The organism is Pseudoalteromonas sp. KJ63-1 (assembly GCF_055808145.1).
In genome coordinates this window covers 698,434-723,120 of sequence record NZ_JBVVRL010000002.1, presented here as the reverse complement: position 1 = coordinate 723,120, position 24,687 = coordinate 698,434, and the positions used below count along the sequence as shown (strand labels likewise).

Here is a 24,687-nt window from a genome sequence, read left to right as displayed (position 1 = left end):
AAAAAAGCGCAGCCTAAAATTAGGCTGCGCTTTTTAAATATGGGAATGTGAGTAAACCTAGCTTATTTTAACCACTTGTTTACCTGTAAAACCACCTGCTAACTGGTTGTTTAATGCGCTAGAAACAGCCTTTGCGTTAAAATCAACAGCTAATACTTCTGGAGGAATTATTTCGCCATTAGAGACCGTTTCAAGCAACAAATTACCCATAAAACTCATGCGCTGCTGCGCGCATAGGCTATTGGCTAACCACGCGCCACCTAAGGATACAATACTAATATTGGGTGCTCTACGGTACATTAGCTGCTGTTCAAAATTAGGTAGTGGATTTAAACAAGCAATACGACCACAAAAACGCATTAGCTCGATATTTTGAATGGTCGATTCCCCACCCATAATATCAATAACGGCATCAAATCCTTGTGGGCCAAGCTCTCGGCGAATTTTGTCACATAAGGCTTTGTCATTGTAATCAAAGACTACATCAGCCCCTAGCTGCTTAACCAATTTGTGGTTACGCTTGGAGGCGGTTGTAAATACATCGGCACCACGCTGCTTTGCAAATTGAATAGCAAATTGACCTACAGCACCAGCCCCGCCTTCAACAAAGAGGGTATCGCCTTCAGTTACGGCTAATTTATCTAAGCTGATAAGCGCTGCCATTCCGGCGCAGGGCAAAGTAGCAGCCTTATCACTGGCTAATTGCTGCGGAATGATAGACACTGCATAATTAGGCACTTTTGCGTATTCGCTCAATATCCCTTGCTCACCAATACTGGCGTGCCACATTACACGCTCACCCACGCCAGGAAATACGCCTTTACCCGCTTTAACCACTACACCCACTGCATCCAAGCCTAAAACATGCGGATACTGCCATAAACAAAAGCCAGATTTAGCAAATTGCGCATCCACCGGATTTAAACCAACATACTCCACTTTTACTAACAGCTCATTACCTGTGCATTGAGGCACAGGTAATTGAATATCCGTTAAGTGAATATCCTCATTAGGCTCTATTAAGGCAATAGCCTGCATAGATGAAGGAATAGTATCTGGGTTTGTAACTACAGTATTAGGCATCAAAAACTCTACTAGTTAGTATTACTTAACGCGTAACTCCATCGTCCATTAAATGACTGGTAAGCATTTACCTTAGCCAGTAACGATGAAATAGTTGAATCAACAGCATTTTCTTGTGCTATTAAAACATCCTGACGTGCATCTAACAACTCTAAGTAAGGAATTTGCCCTTCTTCATACATTGCTTGTGCTTGTAAAAATGCATTATTAGCAAACTGATACCGCTGCTCAGCAAAACGCGATTGCTGTGCTTGATTGACCAAGTATTGCAATGAAAGTTCACCCTCGTTAATGGCTTTTAAAACCACTTGTTGATAGTCAGTATAAGCAGCTTGACTTAAAAACTGCTGCGCATAACGCTGAGCCAACAACGCAGGATAACTTAATAAAGACCATTGTACTTGCGGCGCAACTTGCCACTGTTGCTGAGTATCGCTAAAACCATTACTGCCTAAACTTAGCACGCCTGCAAAACCACTTAAGCTGATATCTGGCAATAAAGCTTTGCTGGCTGCCACACTTAAACTATTTGCTTGGCTAAAGTCATATAATGCTCGGCTAATATCGGGTCTAAGTGCAATCGCTTGATTAGGCTTTGCTAATGACACTTGAAATGCCTTGCTCAATATAGCGCGTTCATCATCAATACTCAGTGATTGCGTTGGTTGTGCACTTAATACTGCTAGCGTAGATAAGTCACGAAACTTAGCATATTCAATCGCTGGAATAAGCGCTTGTTGCTGCCTAAGTTGCGCCATGGTGCGGTTTAAATCAAGCTCATTTGCCACACCTTCATCTACTTGTGCCTGCAGCACTTGAATGCTTTGTTCAAGTGCTTCTATTTGCATTTCAATAATTTGTTGCTTTTGCAGGTTACCCTGATAGCTAGCAAACCCTTTAACCACAGATGACACAACTTCAATTTGTAATAACCTAACTTGCTCGGCTTGGCTCATAGCTTGTGAATTTGCGGCATCAACGAGTGCAGTAATTCGGCCAAATAAATCGAGCTGCCAATCAAGTGCTACATTCGCACTTGATTGTCGGCTATTGGTATCGCCTAATCCACTTCGCTTAGCTCCAACCGCAACACCGCCTTGCGGTAAGTATTGTGCTTGTTGTTCGCCAATACGTGCCAACGCACTTTTGAGCACCAGCTGACTCGTTTGTAAGTCGTAGTTATTAGCCAAAGCATTGCTAACAAGCTGGTTTAATTGCGCTGAGCCGAGCTTGTGCCACCAATTTTGCTCATCTTCACCAACATACTGATCAGCCGATATTGCTTGGGCAACAAACTTGTTTACTTGTTGTTGCTCAACTGCTGTATCTATTTTGCTCGCACAGCCAGATAACACTGCAATTGCTAACACAGAGCCTAAAAATGCCGGCATCTTAAATTGATTTAAATGTAATTTAGTCATTTAAAGACTCCTCAGCGCGCTGCTTTTTTACCACCAGCATATAAAACACTGGCGTAAATAATAACCCAAATACAGTCACGCCAATCATACCTGAGAATACTGCGTTACCCATTGCATGACGCATTTCAGCACCGGCACCGGTTGCCAACACTAACGGTATAACACCCGCAGTAAAGGCAATTGAGGTCATTAAAATAGGACGTAAACGCATACGACACGCTGCCAACATAGCCTCAAGGTGCGATAATCCGGTATCGTGTTTATCTTTGGCAAATTCCACCATTAAAATGGCGTTTTTAGAGGCCAGTGCCACCAATACAATTAATGCTATTTGGGTAAATATATTGTTGTCTGAGCCTACCAACCACACCCCTAATAACGCTGAGAAAATAGTCATAGGTACAATTAAAATAATGGCCAGTGGTAACCGTAGGCTTTCATACTGTGCTGCCAATACCATAAACACAAGCAATACCACCAGTGGAAACACGTACACCATAGTATTACCGGCAAGTACTTGCTGATACGTTACCTCAGTCCACTCATATTCTATACCTGTAGGTAGCGTTTTCGCCAGTACAGCTTCAATCGCTGTTTGCGCTTGGTCTGAGCTGTAACCTGGTGCTGGGCTGCCGTTAAGTTCAGCACTTGGGTAACCGTTGTAGTGCATAACACGATCTGGGCCTATAGTTGGCGTTACCGTAAGCACTGAGCCTAGTGGCACCATGTTACCTGCACGATTACGTACTTTTAGGTTTAGTATTTGCTCTGGGTCCACCCTAAATTCAGCATCTGCTTGGGCATTAACTTGGTAAGTACGACCAAACATATTAAAGTCGTTTACATACACTGAGCCTAAATATATCTGTAATGAGTTAAATACTTCATCAAGCGCAATACCTTGGATAAGTGCTTGTTCGCGGTCAATATCAATATCCATTTGCGGTACTTGAATTCTAAAGCTTGAATACAGCCCCATTAACGCCGGATCTTTTTGCGCCGCCGCAATCACTGATTGCAAGCTATTAAATAATGCTTCAAAGCCTTTGTTAGCTCTATCCTCAATTTGCAGTTTAAAACCACCGGTGGTGCCTAAGCCTTGAATTGGCGGTGGCGGAAATACAGCAACAAACGCTTCATCAATTGCCGCAAAACGTTGGTTTAACTGCGCAGCAATGGCCGATGCTGACATACTCGGATCGGTTCGCTCTGCAAAAGGCGCCAGTGGTGTAAACACAATGCCGCTGTTAGGGCTATTAGTAAACCCATTTACAGATAGGCCAGGAAACGCCACGGTGTTTGCAACCCCAGGAACCTCTAGCGCTATTTGCTGCATTTGTTTTACTACCGCTTCGGTTCTGTCTAAGCTTGCTGCATCTGGTAGCTGCGCAATGGCAACTAAATATTGCTTATCTTGCTGTGGAATAAAGCCACCAGGTACCGCGTCAAACAACTTAATCGTGCCGCCAACTAAAGCAACATAGGCAACCATAACCACCACGCTCATACGAATAAGTTTTTGTACTAGTTTTTCATACCCAGTTGCACCACGATTAAACAGTCGGTTAAATGGCTTGAATAACCAGCGACCAAATAACTTATCTAATAAGCGGGTAAACGCATCAGGCTTTGCGTCGTGCGATTTTAACAATAAGGCTGCTAGCGCCGGTGACAATGTCAGTGAGTTAAACGCTGAAATAACCGTTGAAATAGTAATGGTTAAAGCAAATTGTTTATAAAACTGCCCTGAAAGTCCTGTAATGAAGGCGGTTGGAATAAATACCGCACACAAAACCAATGCAATCGCAATAATTGGGCCGGTTACCTCTGTCATTGCAACACGTGTTGCTTCAAGCGGCGATAAACCGTTTTCTATATTTCGCTCAACATTTTCTACAACTACAATCGCATCATCAACCACAATACCTATAGCCAGTACTAAACCAAATAGCGATAAGGTATTAATAGAAACACCAAGCCACTGCATTACAGCAAAGGTACCAATGAGTGAAACTGGCACAGCTATAAGCGGAATAATTGACGCGCGCCACGTTTGTAAAAATACAATAACTACAATAACAACCAATGCGATTGCTTCAAGCAAAGTGGCTATTACCGCATCAATTGAACCACGAACAAATACCGTTGGATCATAAACAATGTCGTATTCAACCCCTTCAGGAAAATCTTTCGATAAACGTGCCATGGTTTCACGCACCTGATCTGAAAGCTCAATGGCATTTGACCCTGGGCGTTGAAATATGGGCATTGCCAATGCGGGTTGATTATCAAGTTCAGCACGCAGTGAGTATGAGTCTTGACCTAAGTCAACACGCGCCACATCTGACAAACGCGTAAGTTGCCCTTGCTCACCTACTTTAATAATAACCTGCTTAAATTCTTCAATGCTATTTAGGCGGCCTTTCACGTTTAATAAAATTTGAAATTGGCTATCGTTAGAGATTGGTTGAGCACCTAAGCTACCCGCTGCAACTTGCTGATTTTGAGAGCGCAAAGCAGCCACAACATCGGTTGCTGTAAGCTCACGTGCTGCTAATGCATCTGGATTTAACCACACACGCATAGCATATTTACCACCACCAAATAACTGAATATCACCCACGCCAGGTAAACGTGCTATTTCATCTTTAATGTTTAAATCGGCATAATTTGATAAATACGCCGTATCATGGCTGTTCTGGGGTGAATATAAATGCACCACCATGGTTAAATCGGGTGATGACTTTTCAGCTACTACCCCTAAACGCTGCACCTCTTGTGGTAGGCGCGGTAATGCACTATTTACTCGGTTTTGCACTTGTACTTGAGCACGGTCTAAATCCGTCCCTAAGGCAAATGTTACCGTTAAGGTCATGCGCCCGTCACTGGTTGCTTGTGAAAACATGTATAGCATGTTTTCAGTGCCGTTTATTTCTTGCTCAAGCGGCGTTGCCACAGTTTGTGCAATAACCGTTGGGTTTGCGCCCGGGTAACTGGCTGTTACAACCACTGTGGGTGGCACAACTTCTGGGTATTCACTAACTGGCAACTGAAATAAAGAAATGCCACCCGCAATCAAAATAATCAGCGACAGCATAGCCGCAAAAATCGGTCGCTGGATAAAAAAGTGTGAAAATTTCATTTAATAACCTTATTGCTTAGCAACTAAATCGGCAGGGTTAGCAGAGAGTGTAAATGCCACACCTTGGGTATTAATTGTCACTTTATTAGGTGATATTGGCATGCCAGGGCCTACGCGAGCAGGGCCATTTACGGCAATCACATCACCCTGTTCAAGCCCAGAGGTAATGGCACGTAATGCGCCATAGCGCTCACCTACAGTAACTAATTTATATTGCAGTACATTATTTTCGCCTACAGTTAGCACAAAGCGGTTTTTTAAGTCAGTACCAATGGCTCTATCTGGAATAATGACGGTTTCGCGTATTGCATTGGCAGCCAATTTAATTCGTGCAAAAGAGCCTGAGCGTAACTCGTTACTACGATCTTCAAATACAGCTCGAACACGTAATGTGCCAGTAGATGCATTAATTTGATTGTCTATAAAGTTGATGTGACCATTGTAATTAAAATCACTCTGCCCTACTTTTTGCATAACAACAGGTTGTTTAGTCGCTGCAGTGACTTCATCGAATGCATTGTTCCAAGTACGTTCATCGACATCAAAGTAAGCATACATTTTGTCATTAGAAACAATTGAAGTGAGTACACTTTGCCCGGCAAGTACGTTGTTACCTTTAGTGATGTTTGCGCGAGAGATAATTCCATCAATAGGTGAAACCACAGAGGTAAACTCTAAATCAAGCTCAGCGGCTTTAAGCTGCGCTTTTAGTGCGGCAAGTTGTGCTTCACGCTGACGTAACGTTGAGGTACGTGCTTGCGCTTGCTCAGTAGAAATTGCTTTACGCTCAGTTAGACGCACTGCACGTGATGCTTCGCTTTTTGCTTGTTCAAGAGCCGCTTGTGCACTTTTAACCTGAGCTTGTAAACTAGCTACCGTGGCTCTAAATGAACGATCATCAAGGCGAAATAACACATCTCCTTGTTTTACAGCATCCCCTTCTTTAAATTCAATTTGCTCAATAATGCCTGATACGCGCGGCATTAATGCCACTTTTTGCGGTGACTCTAAGCGCGTTGTATAGGTATGCCAACTTTGCACAGGCTTAACCAGGACTTGGGCTACATCAATAGCTTGGTATTGTTGTGCGGGTGCTGACTGTGCTGTACTTTCCTCAGCACAACCAGTTAGAGTAATTAATGCAACAGATAAGGCTGTAGCAACTAAGTGTTTGTTCATAACGACGCTCCTGTTAATTAGGTGATACATAATACGGAACATGCTTGTTGACAAAAACAATAGATTTTTAAATTCATTAGTGCCAAAATGGCATCAAAGTGACACTATGGTGCAATAATGGATACAACGAGCCGACTCTTAATGCTGCTTGAAGTGGTTGAGCAGGGATCATTTGCTAAAGCTGCTGAAATACGCAACATTGATCGTTCCGTGATCTCTAAACAAATTAGTCGTTTAGAAGATGAGCTAGGGGTGAGGCTATTAAATCGAACCACTCGTTCGTTTTCACTCACCGCAGCAGGTGCTGAAATGATAAAAAAAGCGGACGAGCTGCGAAGCCTACTCGGCGATACCCTGCGTATGGCAGAGAATTATCACTTAGAACCTCGTGGCGTATTAAAAATCACCTCATCTACTTTAATCGGTCGGCGTTATTTACAGCCTGTTATTAACGATTTTCAAAAGCGTTTTCCGCAAGTTGAAGTAGAGTTGCGTTTAGATGATCGGCTTGTGGATATTGTCTCTGAAGGATTTGATTTGGCATTTAGAGTGGGTGAGCCAAAGGACTCCTCTTTAATTGCTCGAAAGATTGCGCGTAATCGTTTATTACTTTTAGCTTCACCTGCATTTATTGAAACCTATGGAATGCCGAAAAACATAACCGATTTAGCACAATTACCTGCTGCTAGTTACGCAAGCAGTTCCCTGCGAGTTGAGGGAGTAAGTTACTACAACCACCTTGGTGAACAATGTGAACAAAAAATTAAAAGTGTATTTAGAGCCAATGATGCTGAAGCACTATTAATGAAAACACTCTCTGGAACCACTTACGTTTTAGCCCCCGCGTTTATATTAGATAAAGAAGTGATTGATGGACAACTGGTGCCTTTATTGACGGATCTTAAATTAATGGAGCACAGTGCCATGTATGCGGTATACCCACATCGTGATTTACCGGTAAGAACCCGGTTATTTTTTGATGCCGTACGCGAATATATTGGTAAAGAAAGACCGATTTGGGAAAACAGTATTCCTGACTTTGAACAAATGTATTAGCCGCTATAAGACTTAAGCCAGCGCTAAAATATCAGTGCAAACCCCGTTACGGCCAGTCTCTTTGGCTTTATAAAGCTGCTTATCGGCCAAGTCTATTAGTTCGCTTAGGCTTTGTTGCTGGTATTGTACAACGCCTAAACTGGCGGTTAACTTTATGGTTTCACCATTAGCGATTATGTGCTTATTTTGTATTGAAAGTCTTAATTTTTCAGCCATAGCCAAAGCTGCTTGCGGACTATCAAAGTTGCTCATTAGTGAAAACTCTTCACCTCCGACTCTAAACACATACCCTTTTGCAAAAGTGCCGCGCAATAATGTAGCTAGCTCAACCAGCACTTTATCGCCAACATCGTGCCCATACTGATCATTAATTTGTTTAAAGTAATCTAAATCGAGTAAAAATAAGTAAAGCTGTGATTTATCTTTGATCTCTACCTCAAAAAACTGGTTCATTGATAAACGATTACCAGCCCCAGTAAGGGGATCGAGTAACGCTAAATTTTTCAAACGTTTCGAAAAGTCAGCTCTATTACCTTCAAAAACATGAGATATAGCCCATATGCTTATATATACGAATAATAAGTTAAGCCCTATGTTAAAAGCTGAAAACGATGAATGTGGCAGTTTTTGAGATAACACCACCAGCTGTAAAACAAGTAATGCCGCAGATAAAAACAACCCGTAACGCCTGCCAAATAGTAAGTAATAAAGAATAGGTAAAATAAATGTCCACAAAAACAGGCCGTTGTTAGAGGGGGCTAAATAGGTGCCGCATAACACAATTAAAGAGATGGTTAAGCACATGGTAGTGGCATGCCAGCGCTTAGGGTAATGTTTTTGCGAGTGCTTAAATATATATAAGCATAACAAAGAAAAGCCGACTTCGAGACCACCAACAAGGGGTAAATTGTTCACCAATAAGTTGAATACAGCAAATACCAACGACAAAAAACCAAAACAAATACACATCCACTTAAGAACGTGCTTACGTAGCGTTTTTGTACTATTAAGTGCTGCTATATCCATGGATAACTTAAAATATTTTTGATAGCTTATGTTAACAATGAAATGCAAAAATCACAATTTTAAGCTTAAACAATTCAGAAAAAACAAGCCAAAAGAATTAGTAAAACGTTTATTCCATAATCAATTCATTAACAGTACCCACTAAATCTGCGAATTCTTCATCAACATGCGATAACTGTTTAGGGCTCAGCGTTTTGTTTAACTTGAGTAGCAATTGCGCATAAGCTTTTAAGTTTTGTTCATTAAGCTCAAGCAGCTCATTACTCATATACTGTTCACGCTCTATAATAATGATGCGTAATTGCTGAGTAAATTCAGCCTCGCTAAGTGTTTGCTGGGTAAAAAGAGCTTCAAGTCCAGCTAAACGAGCTAGTTTGTAGTCGTACCATAAATTTCTAGTACTAGTATGCGCACTGTTAGCTTGTGATATGAGCGTTTGCTGCTCAGAAGTGAGTTTGCCAAGCCACTGCTTGTAGTAATCTAGTTGTCTCTCTAAGCGTTGTTGTTGGTGCTCGTCTTGAGTTAATGAGGCATGCTCTTGGATTTCATCATTAATTTGCTCGCGAATATTTTTTACCATTTCACTGCGCTGTGACGGGGTTAAGGTCAGCGCTAACTCAATTAAAGGCTCGCTGGTATGCAACAGTAAGTTTCGCCAATGCTGCTTAACTTGGGTTATTTTATCCATCAACTGCGCAGTATCGGCTTCATTGTTTAGCAATTGTCTTAGGTCGAGTAAATCGGCTTTATATTTTGGTAATTCAACTTCACGATGCCAATCTCGGGTATCGTTAATAATCGCTTTTAACTGCTTAGATTGGCTTTTATTAAGATCAACGTAATCATCAATCCAAAATGACGATAACCAACCTAGGTTGTTATAGGCAAATGACGTTGAACAGCTGGCAATAAATAACAAACTGGTTATAAAAATAATTTTACTTAGTTTTATATTTTTTAAATTATTTAACATGAAAAGACCCCGTTGTATGATGCTTTGGTTGCCAAAAATCATCATAAGTAATTATGTAAGCTACTGCTTGCTTTTATTTTTTTCATTTTTCTATAGAATCGCAAGCTAACGCAATTTATATCATAGCTATGTGCTTAAGTTTAGAATTTTTGAGCTATAGTTAAAACTACTTGTTAATACGTTTGTATATCTAACTTATAAACGTTGGCGTTATTGATTTAGCTCATAATTTATTACCTACTCGAGTAATAAGTAAATGATTAACCGTTATGATGCTTACCGACAACGATAACTAATTTGGAGACATGCATATGTCACAGTCTAATTTAAAAGCAATGTTCTTTGCGGGCATTATACTTGCTACACCTTATGCTTATGCAGGGCTTGAGGAAGGCATAATAGCTGCAAACGCAGGTCAATTTGAGGAAGCACTAAAAGAGTTTAATTATCTTGCAGACAAAGGCTATGCCCCAGGTATTTACGAACTAGGTAAGTTATACGAGGGCGGACATGGAGTTACTCGCGACTACTACAAAGCAGCTGAACTTTACCAACAAGCAGTTAAAAAAAATCATGTAGATTCAATGTTTGCACTTGCGGTTTTGTATGACGAAGGCAATGGCGTAAAGTTAGACAAACAAATGGCTATTAGCTTATTTGAGAAAGCAGCCAATAAAAACCTTCCTGCAGCACAGTATAATTTAGGGGTAATGTACGCCAACGGCGATGGCGTGAGCCAAGATTATAAAGCCGCCAGAACATGGTATGAAAAAGCCGCCGCAAATAATTACACGCTTGCACAATTTAATTTAGCCTTGATGTATTTTGAAGGCTTAGGAATGCCAAAAAACCTTGAAATGTCGTATGTATGGAATACCATTGCTGAGTACAACGGTAACATGCAAGCTAGCCACAGTCGTAAACTTGATGAACGCACTATGCTCCCTAAAGAAGTCGCTGAAGCTAAAGAAAAAGCCGATGCTATTTATAATAAAATTTTAGCAGGTACTTACGCCGGTGAAGGGCGAATGTTTTAAGCAAATAAAATAACTAAAAAAGCTGAATGAAGTGATTCATTCAGCTTTTTTGTTTTAAATACTAAAGGCTATTTTACATAAAGCCACTTTAGCACTTTGATCAGTAATTTATTTTGTTTGAGTAATAAACCTATACGTGGGTTAATTGAACCTGATACTAAAGTGTTTCTTGCGTGGCTAAAGGTTAAAAAGCCCTCTTTGCCATGATAATGCCCCATACCAGAGTGACCAACCCCACCAAACGGCACATCATCGGCAGCTACTTGAATTAGGGTGTCGTTAACTGCAACGGTCCCACTAATTGTCTGCCTCATTATGTGTGCTTGTGCTTGCTTATCTTGCCCTAGTATATAGAGCGCTAATGGATGATGGCGCAATTGAATATAATTGAGCGCATCATCTAATTTGTCATAACTCATTATCGGTAAAATAGGCCCAAATAACTCTTCTTGCATTAATTGCATCTCATCTGTGACGTGCGTCACAATATGCAGACCCATCCGGTGTTTTTCAGCATCTTGTTGATTTTGCTCAAGCGGCTTTGTTATTTTAGCGCCTTGCTGTTGCGCTTGCTCTAAATAACCTAGCAGACGTTGATAGTGAGCAGGACTAATAATAGAGGTCAGGTTTTTACCTTCAACACCTTGTTTAAAATGCTTTTTATAAAGTGTACACAAAGCTTTAATAAACTGATGTTCTAATGCTTTAGGAACAAATACGTAGTCAGGAGCCACACATATCTGCCCTGCATTGGCCATCTTTCCAAATAATAAAGCACTCGCGGCTTTATTTACGTCCGCATTTTCTAAAACAATGACTGGCGATTTTCCACCCAGCTCTAAGGTTACCGGGGTTAAGTTTTTACTCGCTGCACCCATCACCAACTTACCAACCGCTGTCGAGCCAGTAAATAATAAGTGTGCAAACGGTAATGATGAGAACTCGCTCGCTACTTCACTGCCCCCTTGAATAATGCTGCAGTGTTGGCTTAATTCTCCTGCAAACAGTTTTTCAAGTACCGCATTGGTATTAGGCGTAAACTCACTGAGCTTTAGCATCACTCTATTACCCGCGGCAAGAGCGGTAATAACAGGCACAATGGCTAATTGAATAGGATAGTTCCACGGAGCAATCACACCCACCACGCCAATAGGCTGATAGGTTACACTTACTTTTGAGGGCCATAAGCTCAAACCAGGGCTACGATGACTAGGCTTAGACCAGCGAGGGAGCTTTTTAATAATATGTGCAAGCCCCTGCATAGTGGGCAAAATATCCCCCACTAAAGTATCAAACGCGGTTCGATAGCCAAAATCTTTAGATACCGCCGCAATTAAGTCTTGCTCTAACGTTACAATGTTAGCGCGTATTTGCTTGAGTAAAGCTATACGTTGCTCAATGGGTAAATAAGGAGAATCTTCAAAAGAGTGCTTTAGTTCATTAAATTGTGAACGCAAAGACCCTGTAGATAATGTGTCAGTGATCAAAATAGGCTACTCGATTTATAACGTTTTCAAGACTATAACCTTGTTCTGTTTCACGAGCAATAAAGAGTGATTTTGCAGCGCGATAAAAATCGTTGCAAAATCACTCAAAAAGGTTGGTTGGAACTCATACCGATGCATTGCTTTCGTGTGCATCGGTTAGCTGTTTTTTAGTTAGTTGTGGGGCTGTTAAAAACCAAACACCTGGGCTGCGATGGTCATTGTTACTAACGTGATTAAAACAATAGCGACAATATTTAACACAAAGCCAGCACGGATCATGTCTTTCATTTTAATTTCACCCGAGCCAAACACAATCGCATTGGGTGGTGTAGCCACTGGCATCATAAACGCACAACTACACGCAATCGCAGCTGGAATAACCCATACTAATGGACTACCAGTTACAGACTCAGCAACAGGGCCTAGTAATGGTAAAAAGCCTGCGGCTGTTGCCGTATTACTGGTAATTTCCGTTAAGAAAGTAATGAGTGCCACCACCACAAGAATACTCATAACTAAAGGAATTGCACTCGCCCCCTCAATCATATTGGCAATGTAATCGGCTAATCCTGATGATTTAATTTGCGAGGCTAGCGTCAAGCCGCCCCCAAATAAAAGCAGCACACCCCAAGGCACTTTAGCGGCACTTTCCCAATCTAAAATTCGCTCATCACTGCCTTTATTAGCAGGTAGTACAAATAAAAGTAATGCGGCTGCAATTGCAATACCCGTATCTGAAATTTTAAGACCGGTCATATCACCTAGTAATGGTCTAAATATCCAACAAACAGCCGCAAACATAAACACAAACAATACGCCCTTTTCAGCACGTTGCATGAGTCCTAACTCTTTTAGCTGCGAAGAAAATACCGCTTTAGTGTCGATTCGCTTGTTTGTTTGTACATTCGCATCAACTTTATAGGTAAATTTAGTTAACCAAATCCAGCTGATGATTAACATACCAAGCGATAATGGCACACCAACGATCATCCATTGGGCAAAGCCAATTTCGATTTGGTAACTGTCTGATAGGTATGCAGCCATTAGTGCATTCGGTGGAGTACCAATTAAAGTGGCAATCCCACCAATACTCGCGCCATAAGCAATAGAAAGTAAAAGTGCTTTACCAAAACCTTCATTAGTTGGATCAGAGCTTTTAACTAAATGAGTGATAGATAAGGCAATAGGCAACATCATTACTGCGGTAGCGGTATTAGACATCCACATTGATAAAAATGCAGTCACTAACATCATAGCTAAAATTTGTAAGCTTGGTTTTTTACCTGCATAAAGCATAGTTCTTAATGCAATACGCTTGTGTAATCCCCAACGCTCCATAGCAATTGAGATTAAAAAACCGCCTAAAAATAAAAAGATCAGCGGATGCGCATAAGGAGCTGCAACACTTTTTATAGCCGCTATATCTACAATAGGCGAAATCACTAAAGGAAGTAATGCAGTAGCAGGAATGGGCACAACTTCACTTACCCACCACGACGCCATCCAAAATGCTAAGCCTGCAGTTTTAAAAGCAGCAACCGACATTCCTACTGGCGGCTCAGCTAAACAGGTCAGTAACATTACACACGGACCAAGTAATAATAACAGCCATTGCATAAACGGCTTTTTATTGGCGTTATTCTCTAAAATACGTTTTGTCATATTAACAGCCTTTAAAATTTATATTTAAGACCAAGCGCAACACTGTTATCAGCATTTTCTTCTAGGTCGAGGTCAGTATATAAAAGGTAAGCGGTAGTTTGCTTATCAAAAATGTAGTCTACACCAGTAGTCCATTGGGTAGCGTCTGAAGCTTGGCGCAATTTTGAATCATCTTTTGCAAATTGAACTTTAGGTATCCATTTGTCTAGCTTGTAACTTGCGCTTAACACGTAACCATTCCCTGATTTAGTACCATCAATTGATTCTGAATGTTGGTATAACGCACCTAATTTTAGCTTTTCAAATTTATACACGCCTGCAACACGGCTTGCTTTAATATTATTAAGCGAGTCAACATGGCTGATTGAAATAGAGTAAGGTGCTTTATTTAAACTACGGTCACCATAAATAAGGGTTGCCGCAAATCCAGCTTCATTGTCTTTGTTGTCATCTTTTGGCGCATAGGTAAATGAAAACTGTGCATTGTGCCAGTACTTAGAAGTATAGGTAATAGTATCGCCTAAGCGATCTTGTCCGGCAATAACTTGTGAAATATCAGCTTGGGTTTCGTTAAAGTTATCAAGCTTGCCTTCAGAGTATTTAAAACGCGTATCGTTTCGCCCTACGACTACTTCACCAAACGCCCCTTTTAGACCAAGGTAAGTATTACGTGCTGCAAAAGGCTCATTGGTATCATCATGTTCAAAGCCTTTTACTTGAACCTCGTATTTAAATACCGCAGTAAAATACTCATTTAATTTATGGTCCCCTTTAATACCAATACGCGAGAAAGGGGCATCAATTTGTGTGCCTTCATCAGCGTAACGCATTATGCCAGTATCGGTGTTGGCAATTTGTACTTCGGCTTTACCGTACACAGTGTAATCTGCAGCAAACGCTATTACAGGTAGTGTGGCAGCACTGCATAACGCAGCAAGTACTGAGCCTTGGAATAGATTATTTTTCATTATGTATCCTAATTGTGTGATGTTACTTGTTGTCTACAACTGTAGAGCAAGAACATGACCAACTAGATAATAACAATAAATTTCAACAGCTTAAGAAACAAAACCATAATCGAAAGCCTTAAAATGTGCGGATTTCCACACACTTTAAATACCTACTATCACCATTTCCACCCACTAATCGGTAAACATATCTCGATTAAGGTTATATTTATTCATTTTATCGTAGAGAGTCTTACGCGCTATTTGCAACGTTGCCATGGTGTCTTTAATACTGCCATGATTAAGCTCTAAGGCTTCTTCAATTAAAGACTGCTCATAAAAGCTGACCTTTTCTACAAGGCTTAAGTCCAATGATAACGACGAGCCACTACTGCTTGAGTCACTCTGTGCAAAAGCCAGATCGGGGCCAAGTAATACCGCTCGTTCAGCCTGGTTTCTTAATTCACGTACATTACCAGGCCAATCATGCGCAAGTAGGTGCTGTTGTAACTCAATATTAAGCGCACTTAAAGGTTTATGAAAACGAGTGGCCGCAATAGAGCTAAAGTGCTTAAACAACAAAGGAATATCGGCTTTTCTATCTCTTAATGCGGGAATACTCACTTTAACTAAACTCAACCGATAATATAAATCGGCTCTAAACTCACCTTTTTCTACCAAGGAAAGTAAATCGACCTTGGTGGCCGCAACAATACGAATATCAAGGTCAATGGCTTTATTTGCACCCACGGGGGTAACTTTTCGCTCTTCAAGCACCCGTAGCAATTTAACTTGTAGCGATAAGGGAGTGCTTTCAATTTCATCTAAAAAAACGGTGCCGCCTTGTGCAAACTCAAACTTACCTTTGCGATCTTGTGTTGCGCCAGTATATGCGCCACTAACAGCACCAAACAATTCGCTTTCTATTAATTGCTCAGGCACCGCACCACAGTTAATAGCCACAAACTGACAACTGGAACGGTTACTATGATCGTGTAAATAACGGGCAACCAATTCTTTACCTGTACCAGTTTCACCTTCAATTAATACATCTGCAGGGGTATCAATCACCGTGTTGAGTAAGTTCATCATGTGCTGCATTTTAAGGGTCTCGCCTAAAATACGCACACCGGGCGCGGAGGTCTTTTCAACTGCACGCTTCAGAGCTCTATTTTCCATAACTAAAGCACGTTTGTCTAAAGCTCTGGCAATGCAATCTAATAAATTTTCGTTCAGGGGTTTTTCAAATAAATCATACGCGCCTAATTGCATCGCTTTTACCGCTACAGACACATCGGCATAACCTGTTAAAAATATTACCGGAAGTTCACTGTCGAATGCTTTTACCTGCTCAATAAAAGTTAAACCATCCATAGTCGGCATATTTATATCACTAAGGACAACGCCATAAAAATTGCGACTCAAACGACTTAAAGCAACACTCGCATCACTAAAGCACTGCACCTCATACCCTTCGAGGGTTAAAAGCTGATTTAACGAATCACGGATCATCGCCTCATCATCAATAACAACCACTTGCTTACAAACAACGGCTTCAATCATTTTTGGGGCCTCTATGCTTGATAAACTAATAATAAACTGTGCACCGCCTTGAGGGCGATTGTGCGCCGTTAAGTACCCATTAAATGAATCAATAATTTGCTTTGAAATTGATAAGCCCAGTCCTAAGCCATTACTTGATTTGGTACTGTAAAACGGTTCAAAAATAGAGCCCAGTACATGGTGTTCAATACCTGGACCACTATCTAAAATAGAAAGCTTAACGCGCTCCTCAAAACACTCAACATCGAAACTAAGCTCTCGTTTAGGCTCACCCTTCATTGCTTGTGACGCATTGGTGATCACATTAACCAGTACTTGTTCAAATTTTAATGCATCAACCCACACAGTGATCTCTTGCGAAAACTGCGGTGCACTAACGTTAACATCGTCTTGCTTAAGTTGCGGGTGGGTGATCATCAACGCATTGTTTAATAACGCCGACAGTGGATGAGGTCGAAGTTGCATGGCCGCCGGCTTACTAAAGTGTTTAAGCTGCGCCACTATTTTGTGCACCCGCTCTACTAAATTCTCAATAATAATTAAGTTTTCATTTAATGCATTGAGTTTTCCTTTTTTAAGAAAAATTTTAGCGCTTGCCAAATAGGTGTTTATGGCGCTCAGTGGCTGGTTAATTTCATGGTTAATACCCGCACTTAATTGCCCTATTGTGGCTAATTTTGCCGACTGTACTAGTGCAGTTTGCGCTTTTTCAAGCGCTTGAGTGCGCTCTAATACTTCAAGTTCTAAACTATGACGCGAATACAGTAACTTTTTATATCCGGCAAAGCGTGCCAATAAGCTATATCCGACAAAAATAAATACCCAATAAAACAACACCAGCCATAACAATCTGGGCACCTGTAATGCATTTATGCTCGAGATATCAACCAATACCGTCATCGTTGCATTTAGGTATGTCAGTGGCCTTGAAGCGGCAACATATTCATCTTTATCAATTTTAAATTGCTCAATGCCCTGACTTTTGTAGCGCTGCTGCTTTATTTGTAACGGTTGATGATCTAAGTAAGCACGGCGCTGTTTAATATCGCGGCGTGTAGTAATATCAAGCTCTGTAAACGTGTTTAAACGCCATGCGGGCTCATCTGACATAGCAATAATTTTATCCGCAAGCTGCAAATAAAAATGACTGCCTTTTGAAGTATTTAATAACGAACGATCGTTTTCAAATTTAGCGACATTAATTTTAAGTGCCACTACACCAATGGCTTTACCATCTAGATAAATAGCCTGCGAGAAGTATATTCCGCGTTCTTTAGAGCGCTGTCCGAGAGCAAAGTAAGCGACCTTTTCTCCAGCAAAAGCCTGCTTAAAATAAGGTCTAAATGCAAAGTTGCTCCCTAAAAACGTATAGTCGGTTTGCCAGTTGCTACTTGCAATAACGTCGCCATGGGGATCTAGTATGTATACATCTGAGGCACCGCTGGCTTGTTGAATATCAGCCAAGTAATTATTAATAGCATTAAAGTGTTGTGATTCATTATTAGTAAAACGAATCAATAAATTATTTTCTGTGAGGAGCTGAGGAATAGCTGCAAAACGTGCGAGTTCATTATCAATATAATTATTTAATTGAATGACCTGTTGGTCAGCTTGAATTTTAGCTTGGCCTAAATCATAAGCGCGGCCAAATGAAAATGTAACCACTAATAACAGCACTAACAGAATACAAGCAAAAATAATTTTTTTAGGAATGGAGAACATAAACGCCTGTAACACCAGGGTGCTAATAATAACTAATAGCCACTATTGTATCGATTTATAGGCCTTTGCAGAAGAAACTTTTTGTTAACAAGTGTACTGAAACTAAAAAACCGTGAAACAAACAATATTTCACGGTTTAATTCCCTGCAAAAGGGATGCTGTTTTAGCTTAGTCTACGCTTTTGCTAGCGCTGGTTTGTCTTTAAAATACTTATACAAACCAATTAATGAGGCTGCGATCCAGAATATTTCAATCACAAAGCTCGCTAAGTTAAAGTTATAACAAAGACTGATAAGCAACAAAATAGCGCCGCTTAGATTCATCATGTTATAGACTAAACTTTTTGGCGATACCTTATTTAGTTGCAATAAAAAAACGAACCAACCACTAAAAAAGTGCCACTCATACCAACAATATCAAATAAAAGTGCAATCACACGTCTATCCTTTTCCATTTTAAAACCCAACTGACTGGCCCAATCCATGGGGAGGGTTTTTTCAATCATTGAAACAGCAAAACCAGCGAAGTTTACCAGTGAAATAAAAGCACACAAGGGCATATGTCCGCCTCTTGATACTTTGGATTAAATAGCCAGTTTATTTAAAAGTGACTTTACCACCTATCATTTTATAAGCGGCAGTCCCTCTTATGATCGCCGGACGTGCAAAAGGTCGTTCACAGCCAGGGCATACACATTCAGTATGAGTGTGATCTTGGGTTATTCGTTCTATAAAACATTTTACCAACGCCCCTTTGCCCCCTTTACGATATTTAAATAAAGGCGCTTTGCATGCAGAACAAAATATATCGACCGTTTTTGTAGGCCCTTTTTTATTGGGCTTAGCCATACTACCTCAATGGTTATTTTACGATTACTATGGCGTACATGCTATCACATGATAGAAAAGAAATTGATGGCAGTAAGCATTACTGATCAGAGTGATTATTGATTAGGTAATTATGTTAAAAAATATTGTGTTATTAAACTTTATTAGCTAAACGTGTTAATTGAGCCGACAGTACATTCATACAAAAGGGCTTTATAATAAACCCTGATACCTTTGCATTAATTATCTTTTTTACGGTCTCAGAGCTGTCTTCACAGGTCACCATAAGTACCGGAAGCTGAGCATGCTCAGTATCGTTTCTAATAGCATCAAGTAAGTTTAGACCATCCATTTTCGGCATATGTAAATCTGTTATAACCAAATCTATGAGCTGATTTTGCAGTATAGTTAATGCTTGCAGACCATCGGTTGCTTCAACGATGTCTTTATAATCTAACTGTCTCAACATATTAATTAATACATGACGCATTAATGGCATGTCATCAACAACTAATACTCTCATATGGATGTTTAACCAAAGTAGGTGCAAACAAATTTTTATCAAAATGAATTAACAAAAACTGTTATAGATAGTATCTACATTAGTTAACTATAGCTGTTGAAGCAAATAATCAGTTTTATTGACACAATGCAAGTTTGATAATAGAGCATTTAAAAACTACCAAACGAAGCTTGAATAAGCCCAGCTAAGCATGCTGGGCTGAGTGTAATTTCAAGCCCTCGCTTACCGGCACTCACATAAATAGTATCAAAGTCCAATGCGCTTGAGTGTATGTAGGTTTTTAAGCGCTTTTTTTGTCCAAGAGGGCTAACGCCTCCCAAAATATATCCTGTACTTGCCTGTACTTTTTGCGGCTCTGCCAGCATTACTTTTTTAACTGCGCAGAGCTTAGCCAATTGCTTTAGATTAATCTGCTGAGTAACGGGCGACACTGCTACAATTAGCTGTTGTTCTGACGTTTCTAACACCAAGGTTTTAAAAACTTGGGCGCTATTAAGGTTTAGCTTTTCAACTGCTTCAAGGCCATAATTAGTGTTGTTTACATCGTGCTCATAGCTAAGTACGTCAAATTTAATTCGGGATTTTTTTAGCTGTTCTATCGCTGGGGTCATCTGATAATGTCCTCAATATATTTCTGATAACTTACCATACTAAACAAAAAAACGGCGCTTAAAGAAGCGCCGTTTTTACCTAAGTTCTGTTGACCCTAATAATTACTTAGTTAGGTCATCAAAAAACTTTTTAACACCATCAAAAAAGCCTTGCTCTTTTGGACGGTTCTTTGAGCTATCTTTGCCCATGCTTTCCTCAAGTTCAGTTAGCAGCTCGCGTTGACGCTCATTAAGATTAACTGGTGTCTCAATCACTACTTTACAAATTAAGTCACCTTGAGCACCACTGCGTACAGACTTAACCCCTTTACCACGCATACGGAACATTTTACCCGTTTGTGTTTCTGACGGTATTTTAAGTTTTGCACGGCCATCTAATGTTGGTACTTCAATTTCACCGCCAAGGCCTGCTGTAGTAAAGCTAATAGGCACTTCACAGTATAAGTTGTTCGCTTCACGAACAAATATCTTATGCTCACGAACCGACACTTGCACATACAAATCACCTGCTGGTGCGCCGTGCATACCAGCTTCACCTTCGCCAGATAAACGAATACGGTCACCCGTATCAACACCTGCTGGAATTTTTACCGATAGCGTTTTGGTTTTCTCAACGCGGCCTTGACCATGACATTTGTTACAAGGATCTGAGATAATTTGACCTTGTCCATGACAGGTTGGACATGTTTGTTGTACGGCAAAAAAACCTTGGCGCATTTGTACTTGGCCAGCACCGTGACAGGTTGTACATGTTTTTGGCTTAGAACCCGCTTTGGCACCGCTGCCGTCACACGGGTCACAACTAACCCAAGTCGGTACTTTTATTTCAACGTCTTTACCACGAACCGCTTCTTCTAAGCTTAAGTCCATGTTGTAACGTAAATCGGAACCACGTTGCTGGCGAGATTGGCGTCGGCCACCGCCGCCACCAAAAATATCACCGAATACATCACCAAAAATATCACCAAAATCACCTTGACCGCCACCAAAGCCACCGTGACCACCGCCACCACCTTGTTCGAAGGCAGCATGGCCGTATTGGTCATACATTTGACGTTTTTGATCGTCCGTTAATATTTCGTAGGCTTCCTTTACTTCCTTAAACTTGGTTTCAAGGTCTTTATCACCGGCGGTACGATCTGGATGATATTTCATCGCTAAGCGTTTATACGCTTTTTTTATGTCTCGCTCACTCGCATCTTTGCTTACGCCGAGGACTTCGTAATAATCGCGTTTTGACATATCTATCACACTACTCTTTTCTATATGCAGCGCTAGCTGCTGGACAAACCGATAAATCATATCGATTTATCATTGAATTTTTAAAGCACTTTACTTACATCTCTTACATGCAAAAGGCGCGTTAAGCTTTAGCCTACGCGCCTCAGGTGTTCATCCTAACTTAAACACGCAATGTAGTCATGGTGTTTTCGGTTAGCGAGAAGCGTTAGTAACAATTACTTGTCGTCTTTAACTTCTTCGAACTCTGCATCAACAACATCGTCGTCTTGCTTAGCAGACTGTTGTTGCTCTGCACCGGCATCACCACCTGCTTGTTGTGCTTTAGCTTGGGCGATTTCCATTAGTTTTTGAGACTTTTCAGCAAGTGCTTGTGTTTTAGCTTCAATTTCTGCTTTGTCGTCGCTCTTAATTGCACCTTCAAGGTCAACAACAGCCGCTTCAATTGCTTCTTTGTCTTCGCTTGGTAATGCATCACCCGCTTCTTCAATTTGTTTACGTGTGCCGTGAACAAGTGCGTCTGCTTGGTTACGTGCAGCCACTAGCTCTTCAAACTTTTTATCGTCTTCAGCATGTGCTTCTGCATCGCGAACCATTTTTTCAACTTCTTCATCACTTAAACCTGAAGACGCTTGAATGGTGATTTTTTGCTCTTTACCTGTGTCTTTATCTTTCGCAGATACATGTAAGATGCCATCCGCATCCACATCGAATGTTACTTCGATTTGTGGTGTTCCACGTTGTGCAGGGCGAATACCTTCTAGGTTAAATTGACCTAGAGATTTGTTATCGCTAGAACGTTTACGCTCACCTTGTAACACATGGATGGTTACCGCAGATTGGTTATCTTCTGCTGTTGAGAACGTTTGCGATTTCTTAGTAGGAATCGTCGTGTTTTTCTCAATCAGTGCCGTCATTACTGAACCCATAGTCTCAATACCAAGAGATAATGGTGATACATCTAGTAATAATACGTCTTTCACGTCGCCTGCAAGTACACCACCTTGAATCGCTGCACCTACTGCAACTGCTTCATCAGGGTTAACGTCTTTACGTGGCTCTTTGCCGAAGAACTCTGCTACTGTTTTTTGAACAAGTGGCATACGAGTTTGACCACCCACTAGAATGATATCGTTGATATCGTTCACAGATAGGTCTGCATCAGCAAGTGCACGCTTAAGCGGTTCAATTGACTTAGTCACTAAGTCTTCAACTAATGACTCAAGCTTAGCACGTGTCAATTTCACGTTCATATGCTTAGGACCAGACGCATCAGCGGTTACATACGGAAGGTTTACTTCTGTAGATTGTGCTGATGAAAGCTCAATTTTTGCTTTCTCTGCTGCTTCTTTAACACGTTGCATAGCAAGTGGGTCAGTTTGTAAATCGATACCTTGATCTTTCTTAAATTCAGCTACTAGGTAGTTGATAACACGGTTATCGAAATCTTCACCACCTAAGTGAGTGTCACCGTTAGTCGCTAGAACTTCAAATGTGTGCTCGCCTTCAACTTCATCAATTTCAATAATTGATAAATCGAAAGTACCACCACCTAAGTCATATACTGCTACAACGTTTTCACCACGGTTTTTATCCATACCGTATGCAAGTGCTGCAGCCGTTGGCTCGTTGATAATACGTTTAACTTCAAGACCCGCAATACGGCCAGCATCTTTGGTTGCTTGACGTTGTGAATCGTTAAAGTATGCCGGTACTGTGATTACCGCTTCAGTTACTTCTTCACCTAAGAAGTCTTCAGCTGTTTTCTTCATTTTTTTCAGTACTTCAGCAGAAATTTGTGGTGCAGCGCGTTTTTCGCCGCCCGCTTCAACCCATGCGTCGCCATTATCAGCTTTGATAATTTTGAAAGGCATGATGCCGATATCACGTTGTACTTCTTCGTCTTCAAAACGACGACCAATTAAACGCTTAATTGCGAACAATGTGTTTGTTGGGTTAGTTACCGCTTGACGTTTTGCAGGTTGACCCACTAACGTTTCACCGTCTTGCGTGTAAGCAATAATAGACGGGGTTGTGCGATCGCCTTCCGCATTTTCAATAACACGTGCTTTGTCACCATCAAGTACTGCAACACAAGAGTTAGTAGTACCTAAATCGATTCCAATAATTCTACCCATGAATCTTCTCCAACTTCTAAATTCGTTAATACGTTCGATGACTAGTTAATAGGGATGCCACAAACTTAATTCAACTGTAAAAATGAAAAAAATTCATTTTTTTTAATTTATTTACTAAATAACCCTAAAAAGAGTAAGGATTGCTCATTTTTTGTTATTTGGAAGGGTCCTTATTGTCTGGTCTGATGAGTTTGGGTGTGATATAAATTCAGCAAATAACACCAAAAGGACATTATTTGTGCACTTTGAACAATTATTACAACAAGCAGCCCTAGCAAGTAAGAAAACGGACCAAGAAACCAATACTATGCAGTTTCCTGCTAATTGGTGCCAAGGTAGAACTGCTTTTGGCGGCCTCTCTGCGGCGCTTCTTTATCAAGCAATGCGCAATAAAGTTGACTCATCAAGACGACTGCTTTCTTTAAGTACAAACTTTGTCGGCCCTTTATTGGCTGAAAAGCCATTTTCTTTGTCGGTAGAAATATTACGTGAAGGGAAAAGTAGTACCCAAGTGCTAGCCAAAGCCATTCAAGATGACGCAGTATGCGTTATTGTGCAGGCCTGTTTTGCTAAAAATCGTAATTCATCAATTAATGTACCGGTATCAAAATCGCTAAGCTTACACCCTGTGAACGAACGCCACTGTTTAGGATTTGTACCTGGGCAAATGCCAGAGTTTTTTCAACATGTTGATTTATGCCCTCAACAAGGAGCCATGCCGTTTAGCAGTGCTGAAACCTCTCATTTAGGTGGTTGGATGCGCTTTAAACATACGCCAGAAGCAATTACAGAAGCCCATGTTATTGCCCTTACTGACGCATGGCCACCAACCTTGCTGCAAATGTTTAAACAACCAGCACCGGCAAGTAGTATGTCGTGGTATTTAGAATTTGTACAAGCGCCTAACTTAGCCCCGGGTGAATGGTTGGGCTTTGAAGCAATTACTCATCACTCAAAAGATGGCTACGGACTTGAAGATGGCTGTATTTGGTCGCAATCAGGTGAGCTTATTGCCCTAACCCGCCAAACCGTGGCTTTATTTGATTAACAA

General features: G+C 40.8%; 18 protein-coding genes and 2 pseudogenes. 3 read left to right on the top strand and 17 right to left on the bottom strand.

Features of this window, described 5'->3' with window-relative positions:
* Positions 1–57: 57 nt before the first annotated feature.
* The 4 genes from AC0L7Q_RS19570 to AC0L7Q_RS19555 are packed head-to-tail and all read right to left on the bottom strand — an operon-like array spanning position 58 to position 6,825.
* On the bottom strand, positions 58–1,083 hold the full coding sequence (locus AC0L7Q_RS19570; protein ID WP_409425839.1) for a zinc-binding dehydrogenase: 1,026 nt from the start codon (positions 1,081–1,083) through the stop codon (positions 58–60).
* An 11-nt stretch (positions 1,084–1,094) separates the two neighbouring features.
* Positions 1,095–2,504, bottom strand: coding sequence for a TolC family protein (locus tag AC0L7Q_RS19565; RefSeq protein ID WP_413403137.1), 1,410 nt, complete (start codon positions 2,502–2,504; stop codon positions 1,095–1,097).
* Positions 2,497–5,646, bottom strand: a complete 3,150-nt coding sequence (locus tag AC0L7Q_RS19560; protein ID WP_413403135.1) for an efflux RND transporter permease subunit — start codon at positions 5,644–5,646, stop codon at positions 2,497–2,499. The genes AC0L7Q_RS19565 and AC0L7Q_RS19560 overlap by 8 nt, the downstream gene beginning before the upstream one ends.
* Before the next feature lie 9 nt (positions 5,647–5,655).
* Positions 5,656–6,825, bottom strand: coding sequence for an efflux RND transporter periplasmic adaptor subunit (locus AC0L7Q_RS19555; RefSeq protein WP_413403133.1), 1,170 nt, complete (start codon positions 6,823–6,825; stop codon positions 5,656–5,658).
* A gap of 117 nt (positions 6,826–6,942) precedes the next feature.
* Here AC0L7Q_RS19555 and AC0L7Q_RS19550 point away from each other — a divergent pair, with 117 nt between their 5' ends.
* A complete protein-coding gene (locus AC0L7Q_RS19550; RefSeq protein WP_413403131.1) occupies positions 6,943–7,881 on the top strand; it encodes a LysR family transcriptional regulator in 939 nt (312 codons plus the stop codon).
* Between the two features lie 12 nt (positions 7,882–7,893).
* On the opposite strand, the gene AC0L7Q_RS19545 is transcribed toward AC0L7Q_RS19550, so the two are convergent.
* Complete coding sequence (locus AC0L7Q_RS19545; protein WP_409425834.1) at positions 7,894–8,907, bottom strand: GGDEF domain-containing protein; 1,014 nt, start codon at positions 8,905–8,907, stop codon at positions 7,894–7,896.
* 109 nt (positions 8,908–9,016) lie between these two features.
* The gene (locus tag AC0L7Q_RS19540) at positions 9,017–9,880 is read right to left on the bottom strand and encodes a DUF6279 family lipoprotein (RefSeq protein ID WP_409425833.1); all 864 of its coding nucleotides are present in this window, start codon (positions 9,878–9,880) and stop codon (positions 9,017–9,019) included.
* Between the two features lie 311 nt (positions 9,881–10,191).
* Here AC0L7Q_RS19540 and AC0L7Q_RS19535 point away from each other — a divergent pair, with 311 nt between their 5' ends.
* Positions 10,192–10,917 (top strand): tetratricopeptide repeat protein, encoded by a 726-nt coding sequence (locus AC0L7Q_RS19535; protein ID WP_010389004.1) that lies wholly within the window; start codon positions 10,192–10,194, stop codon positions 10,915–10,917.
* 68 nt (positions 10,918–10,985) lie between these two features.
* Here the strand turns inward: AC0L7Q_RS19535 and AC0L7Q_RS19530 are convergent, their stop codons facing one another.
* From AC0L7Q_RS19530 to dnaK, 11 genes and pseudogenes are all read right to left on the bottom strand, one after another.
* The gene (locus AC0L7Q_RS19530) at positions 10,986–12,404 is read right to left on the bottom strand and encodes a coniferyl aldehyde dehydrogenase (RefSeq protein ID WP_413403128.1); all 1,419 of its coding nucleotides are present in this window, start codon (positions 12,402–12,404) and stop codon (positions 10,986–10,988) included.
* A 186-nt stretch (positions 12,405–12,590) separates the two neighbouring features.
* Positions 12,591–14,066, bottom strand: a complete 1,476-nt coding sequence (locus AC0L7Q_RS19525; RefSeq protein WP_178957238.1) for an SLC13 family permease — start codon at positions 14,064–14,066, stop codon at positions 12,591–12,593.
* A gap of 11 nt (positions 14,067–14,077) precedes the next feature.
* On the bottom strand, positions 14,078–15,034 hold the full coding sequence (locus AC0L7Q_RS19520) for a porin (protein ID WP_413403125.1): 957 nt from the start codon (positions 15,032–15,034) through the stop codon (positions 14,078–14,080).
* Between the two features lie 174 nt (positions 15,035–15,208).
* On the bottom strand, positions 15,209–16,576 hold the full coding sequence (locus AC0L7Q_RS19515) for a sigma-54-dependent transcriptional regulator (RefSeq protein WP_413403123.1): 1,368 nt from the start codon (positions 16,574–16,576) through the stop codon (positions 15,209–15,211).
* Positions 16,577–18,298, bottom strand: a pseudogene (locus tag AC0L7Q_RS19510) (sensor histidine kinase); the annotation flags it as partial.
* 173 nt (positions 18,299–18,471) lie between these two features.
* Positions 18,472–18,734, bottom strand: a pseudogene (locus AC0L7Q_RS19505) (CBU_0592 family membrane protein).
* 160 nt (positions 18,735–18,894) lie between these two features.
* Complete coding sequence (locus AC0L7Q_RS19500) at positions 18,895–19,146, bottom strand: hypothetical protein (protein WP_138607811.1); 252 nt, start codon at positions 19,144–19,146, stop codon at positions 18,895–18,897.
* Positions 19,147–19,279: 133 nt separating this feature from the next.
* Entirely contained in the window at positions 19,280–19,648 is a 369-nt protein-coding gene (locus AC0L7Q_RS19495; protein WP_178957244.1) for a response regulator, read from the bottom strand.
* A gap of 149 nt (positions 19,649–19,797) precedes the next feature.
* Positions 19,798–20,259 (bottom strand): Cys-tRNA(Pro) deacylase, encoded by a 462-nt coding sequence (ybaK, locus tag AC0L7Q_RS19490; protein WP_178957255.1) that lies wholly within the window; start codon positions 20,257–20,259, stop codon positions 19,798–19,800.
* Positions 20,260–20,361: 102 nt separating this feature from the next.
* Positions 20,362–21,501 (bottom strand): molecular chaperone DnaJ, encoded by a 1,140-nt coding sequence (gene dnaJ / locus AC0L7Q_RS19485; RefSeq protein ID WP_138608032.1) that lies wholly within the window; start codon positions 21,499–21,501, stop codon positions 20,362–20,364.
* Between the two features lie 215 nt (positions 21,502–21,716).
* On the bottom strand, positions 21,717–23,636 hold the full coding sequence (gene dnaK / locus AC0L7Q_RS19480) for a molecular chaperone DnaK (protein ID WP_138621414.1): 1,920 nt from the start codon (positions 23,634–23,636) through the stop codon (positions 21,717–21,719).
* A gap of 238 nt (positions 23,637–23,874) precedes the next feature.
* On the opposite strand from dnaK, the gene AC0L7Q_RS19475 reads away from it, so the two are divergent.
* Positions 23,875–24,684: a thioesterase family protein gene (locus AC0L7Q_RS19475; protein ID WP_413403117.1), complete on the top strand. Its 810-nt coding sequence runs from the start codon at positions 23,875–23,877 to the stop codon at positions 24,682–24,684.
* Positions 24,685–24,687 lie beyond the last annotated feature (3 nt).

Coding starts and splice junctions, on each gene's coding strand:
- AC0L7Q_RS19560 (WP_413403135.1), bottom strand. CDS start 5,646: ATGAAATTTTCACACTTTTTTATCCAGCGACCGATTTTTGCGGCTATG.
- AC0L7Q_RS19545 (WP_409425834.1), bottom strand. CDS start 8,907: ATGGATATAGCAGCACTTAATAGTACAAAAACGCTACGTAAGCACGTT.
- AC0L7Q_RS19500 (WP_138607811.1), bottom strand. CDS start 19,146: ATGGCTAAGCCCAATAAAAAAGGGCCTACAAAAACGGTCGATATATTT.
- AC0L7Q_RS19535 (WP_010389004.1), top strand. CDS start 10,192: ATGTCACAGTCTAATTTAAAAGCAATGTTCTTTGCGGGCATTATACTT.
- AC0L7Q_RS19565 (WP_413403137.1), bottom strand. CDS start 2,504: ATGACTAAATTACATTTAAATCAATTTAAGATGCCGGCATTTTTAGGC.
- AC0L7Q_RS19540 (WP_409425833.1), bottom strand. CDS start 9,880: ATGTTAAATAATTTAAAAAATATAAAACTAAGTAAAATTATTTTTATA.
- AC0L7Q_RS19520 (WP_413403125.1), bottom strand. CDS start 15,034: ATGAAAAATAATCTATTCCAAGGCTCAGTACTTGCTGCGTTATGCAGT.
- AC0L7Q_RS19525 (WP_178957238.1), bottom strand. CDS start 14,066: ATGACAAAACGTATTTTAGAGAATAACGCCAATAAAAAGCCGTTTATG.
- dnaK (WP_138621414.1), bottom strand. CDS start 23,636: ATGGGTAGAATTATTGGAATCGATTTAGGTACTACTAACTCTTGTGTT.
- AC0L7Q_RS19570 (WP_409425839.1), bottom strand. CDS start 1,083: ATGCCTAATACTGTAGTTACAAACCCAGATACTATTCCTTCATCTATG.
- AC0L7Q_RS19515 (WP_413403123.1), bottom strand. CDS start 16,576: ATGATTGAAGCCGTTGTTTGTAAGCAAGTGGTTGTTATTGATGATGAG.
- AC0L7Q_RS19555 (WP_413403133.1), bottom strand. CDS start 6,825: ATGAACAAACACTTAGTTGCTACAGCCTTATCTGTTGCATTAATTACT.
- dnaJ (WP_138608032.1), bottom strand. CDS start 21,501: ATGTCAAAACGCGATTATTACGAAGTCCTCGGCGTAAGCAAAGATGCG.
- AC0L7Q_RS19495 (WP_178957244.1), bottom strand. CDS start 19,648: ATGAGAGTATTAGTTGTTGATGACATGCCATTAATGCGTCATGTATTA.
- AC0L7Q_RS19550 (WP_413403131.1), top strand. CDS start 6,943: ATGGATACAACGAGCCGACTCTTAATGCTGCTTGAAGTGGTTGAGCAG.
- ybaK (WP_178957255.1), bottom strand. CDS start 20,259: ATGACCCCAGCGATAGAACAGCTAAAAAAATCCCGAATTAAATTTGAC.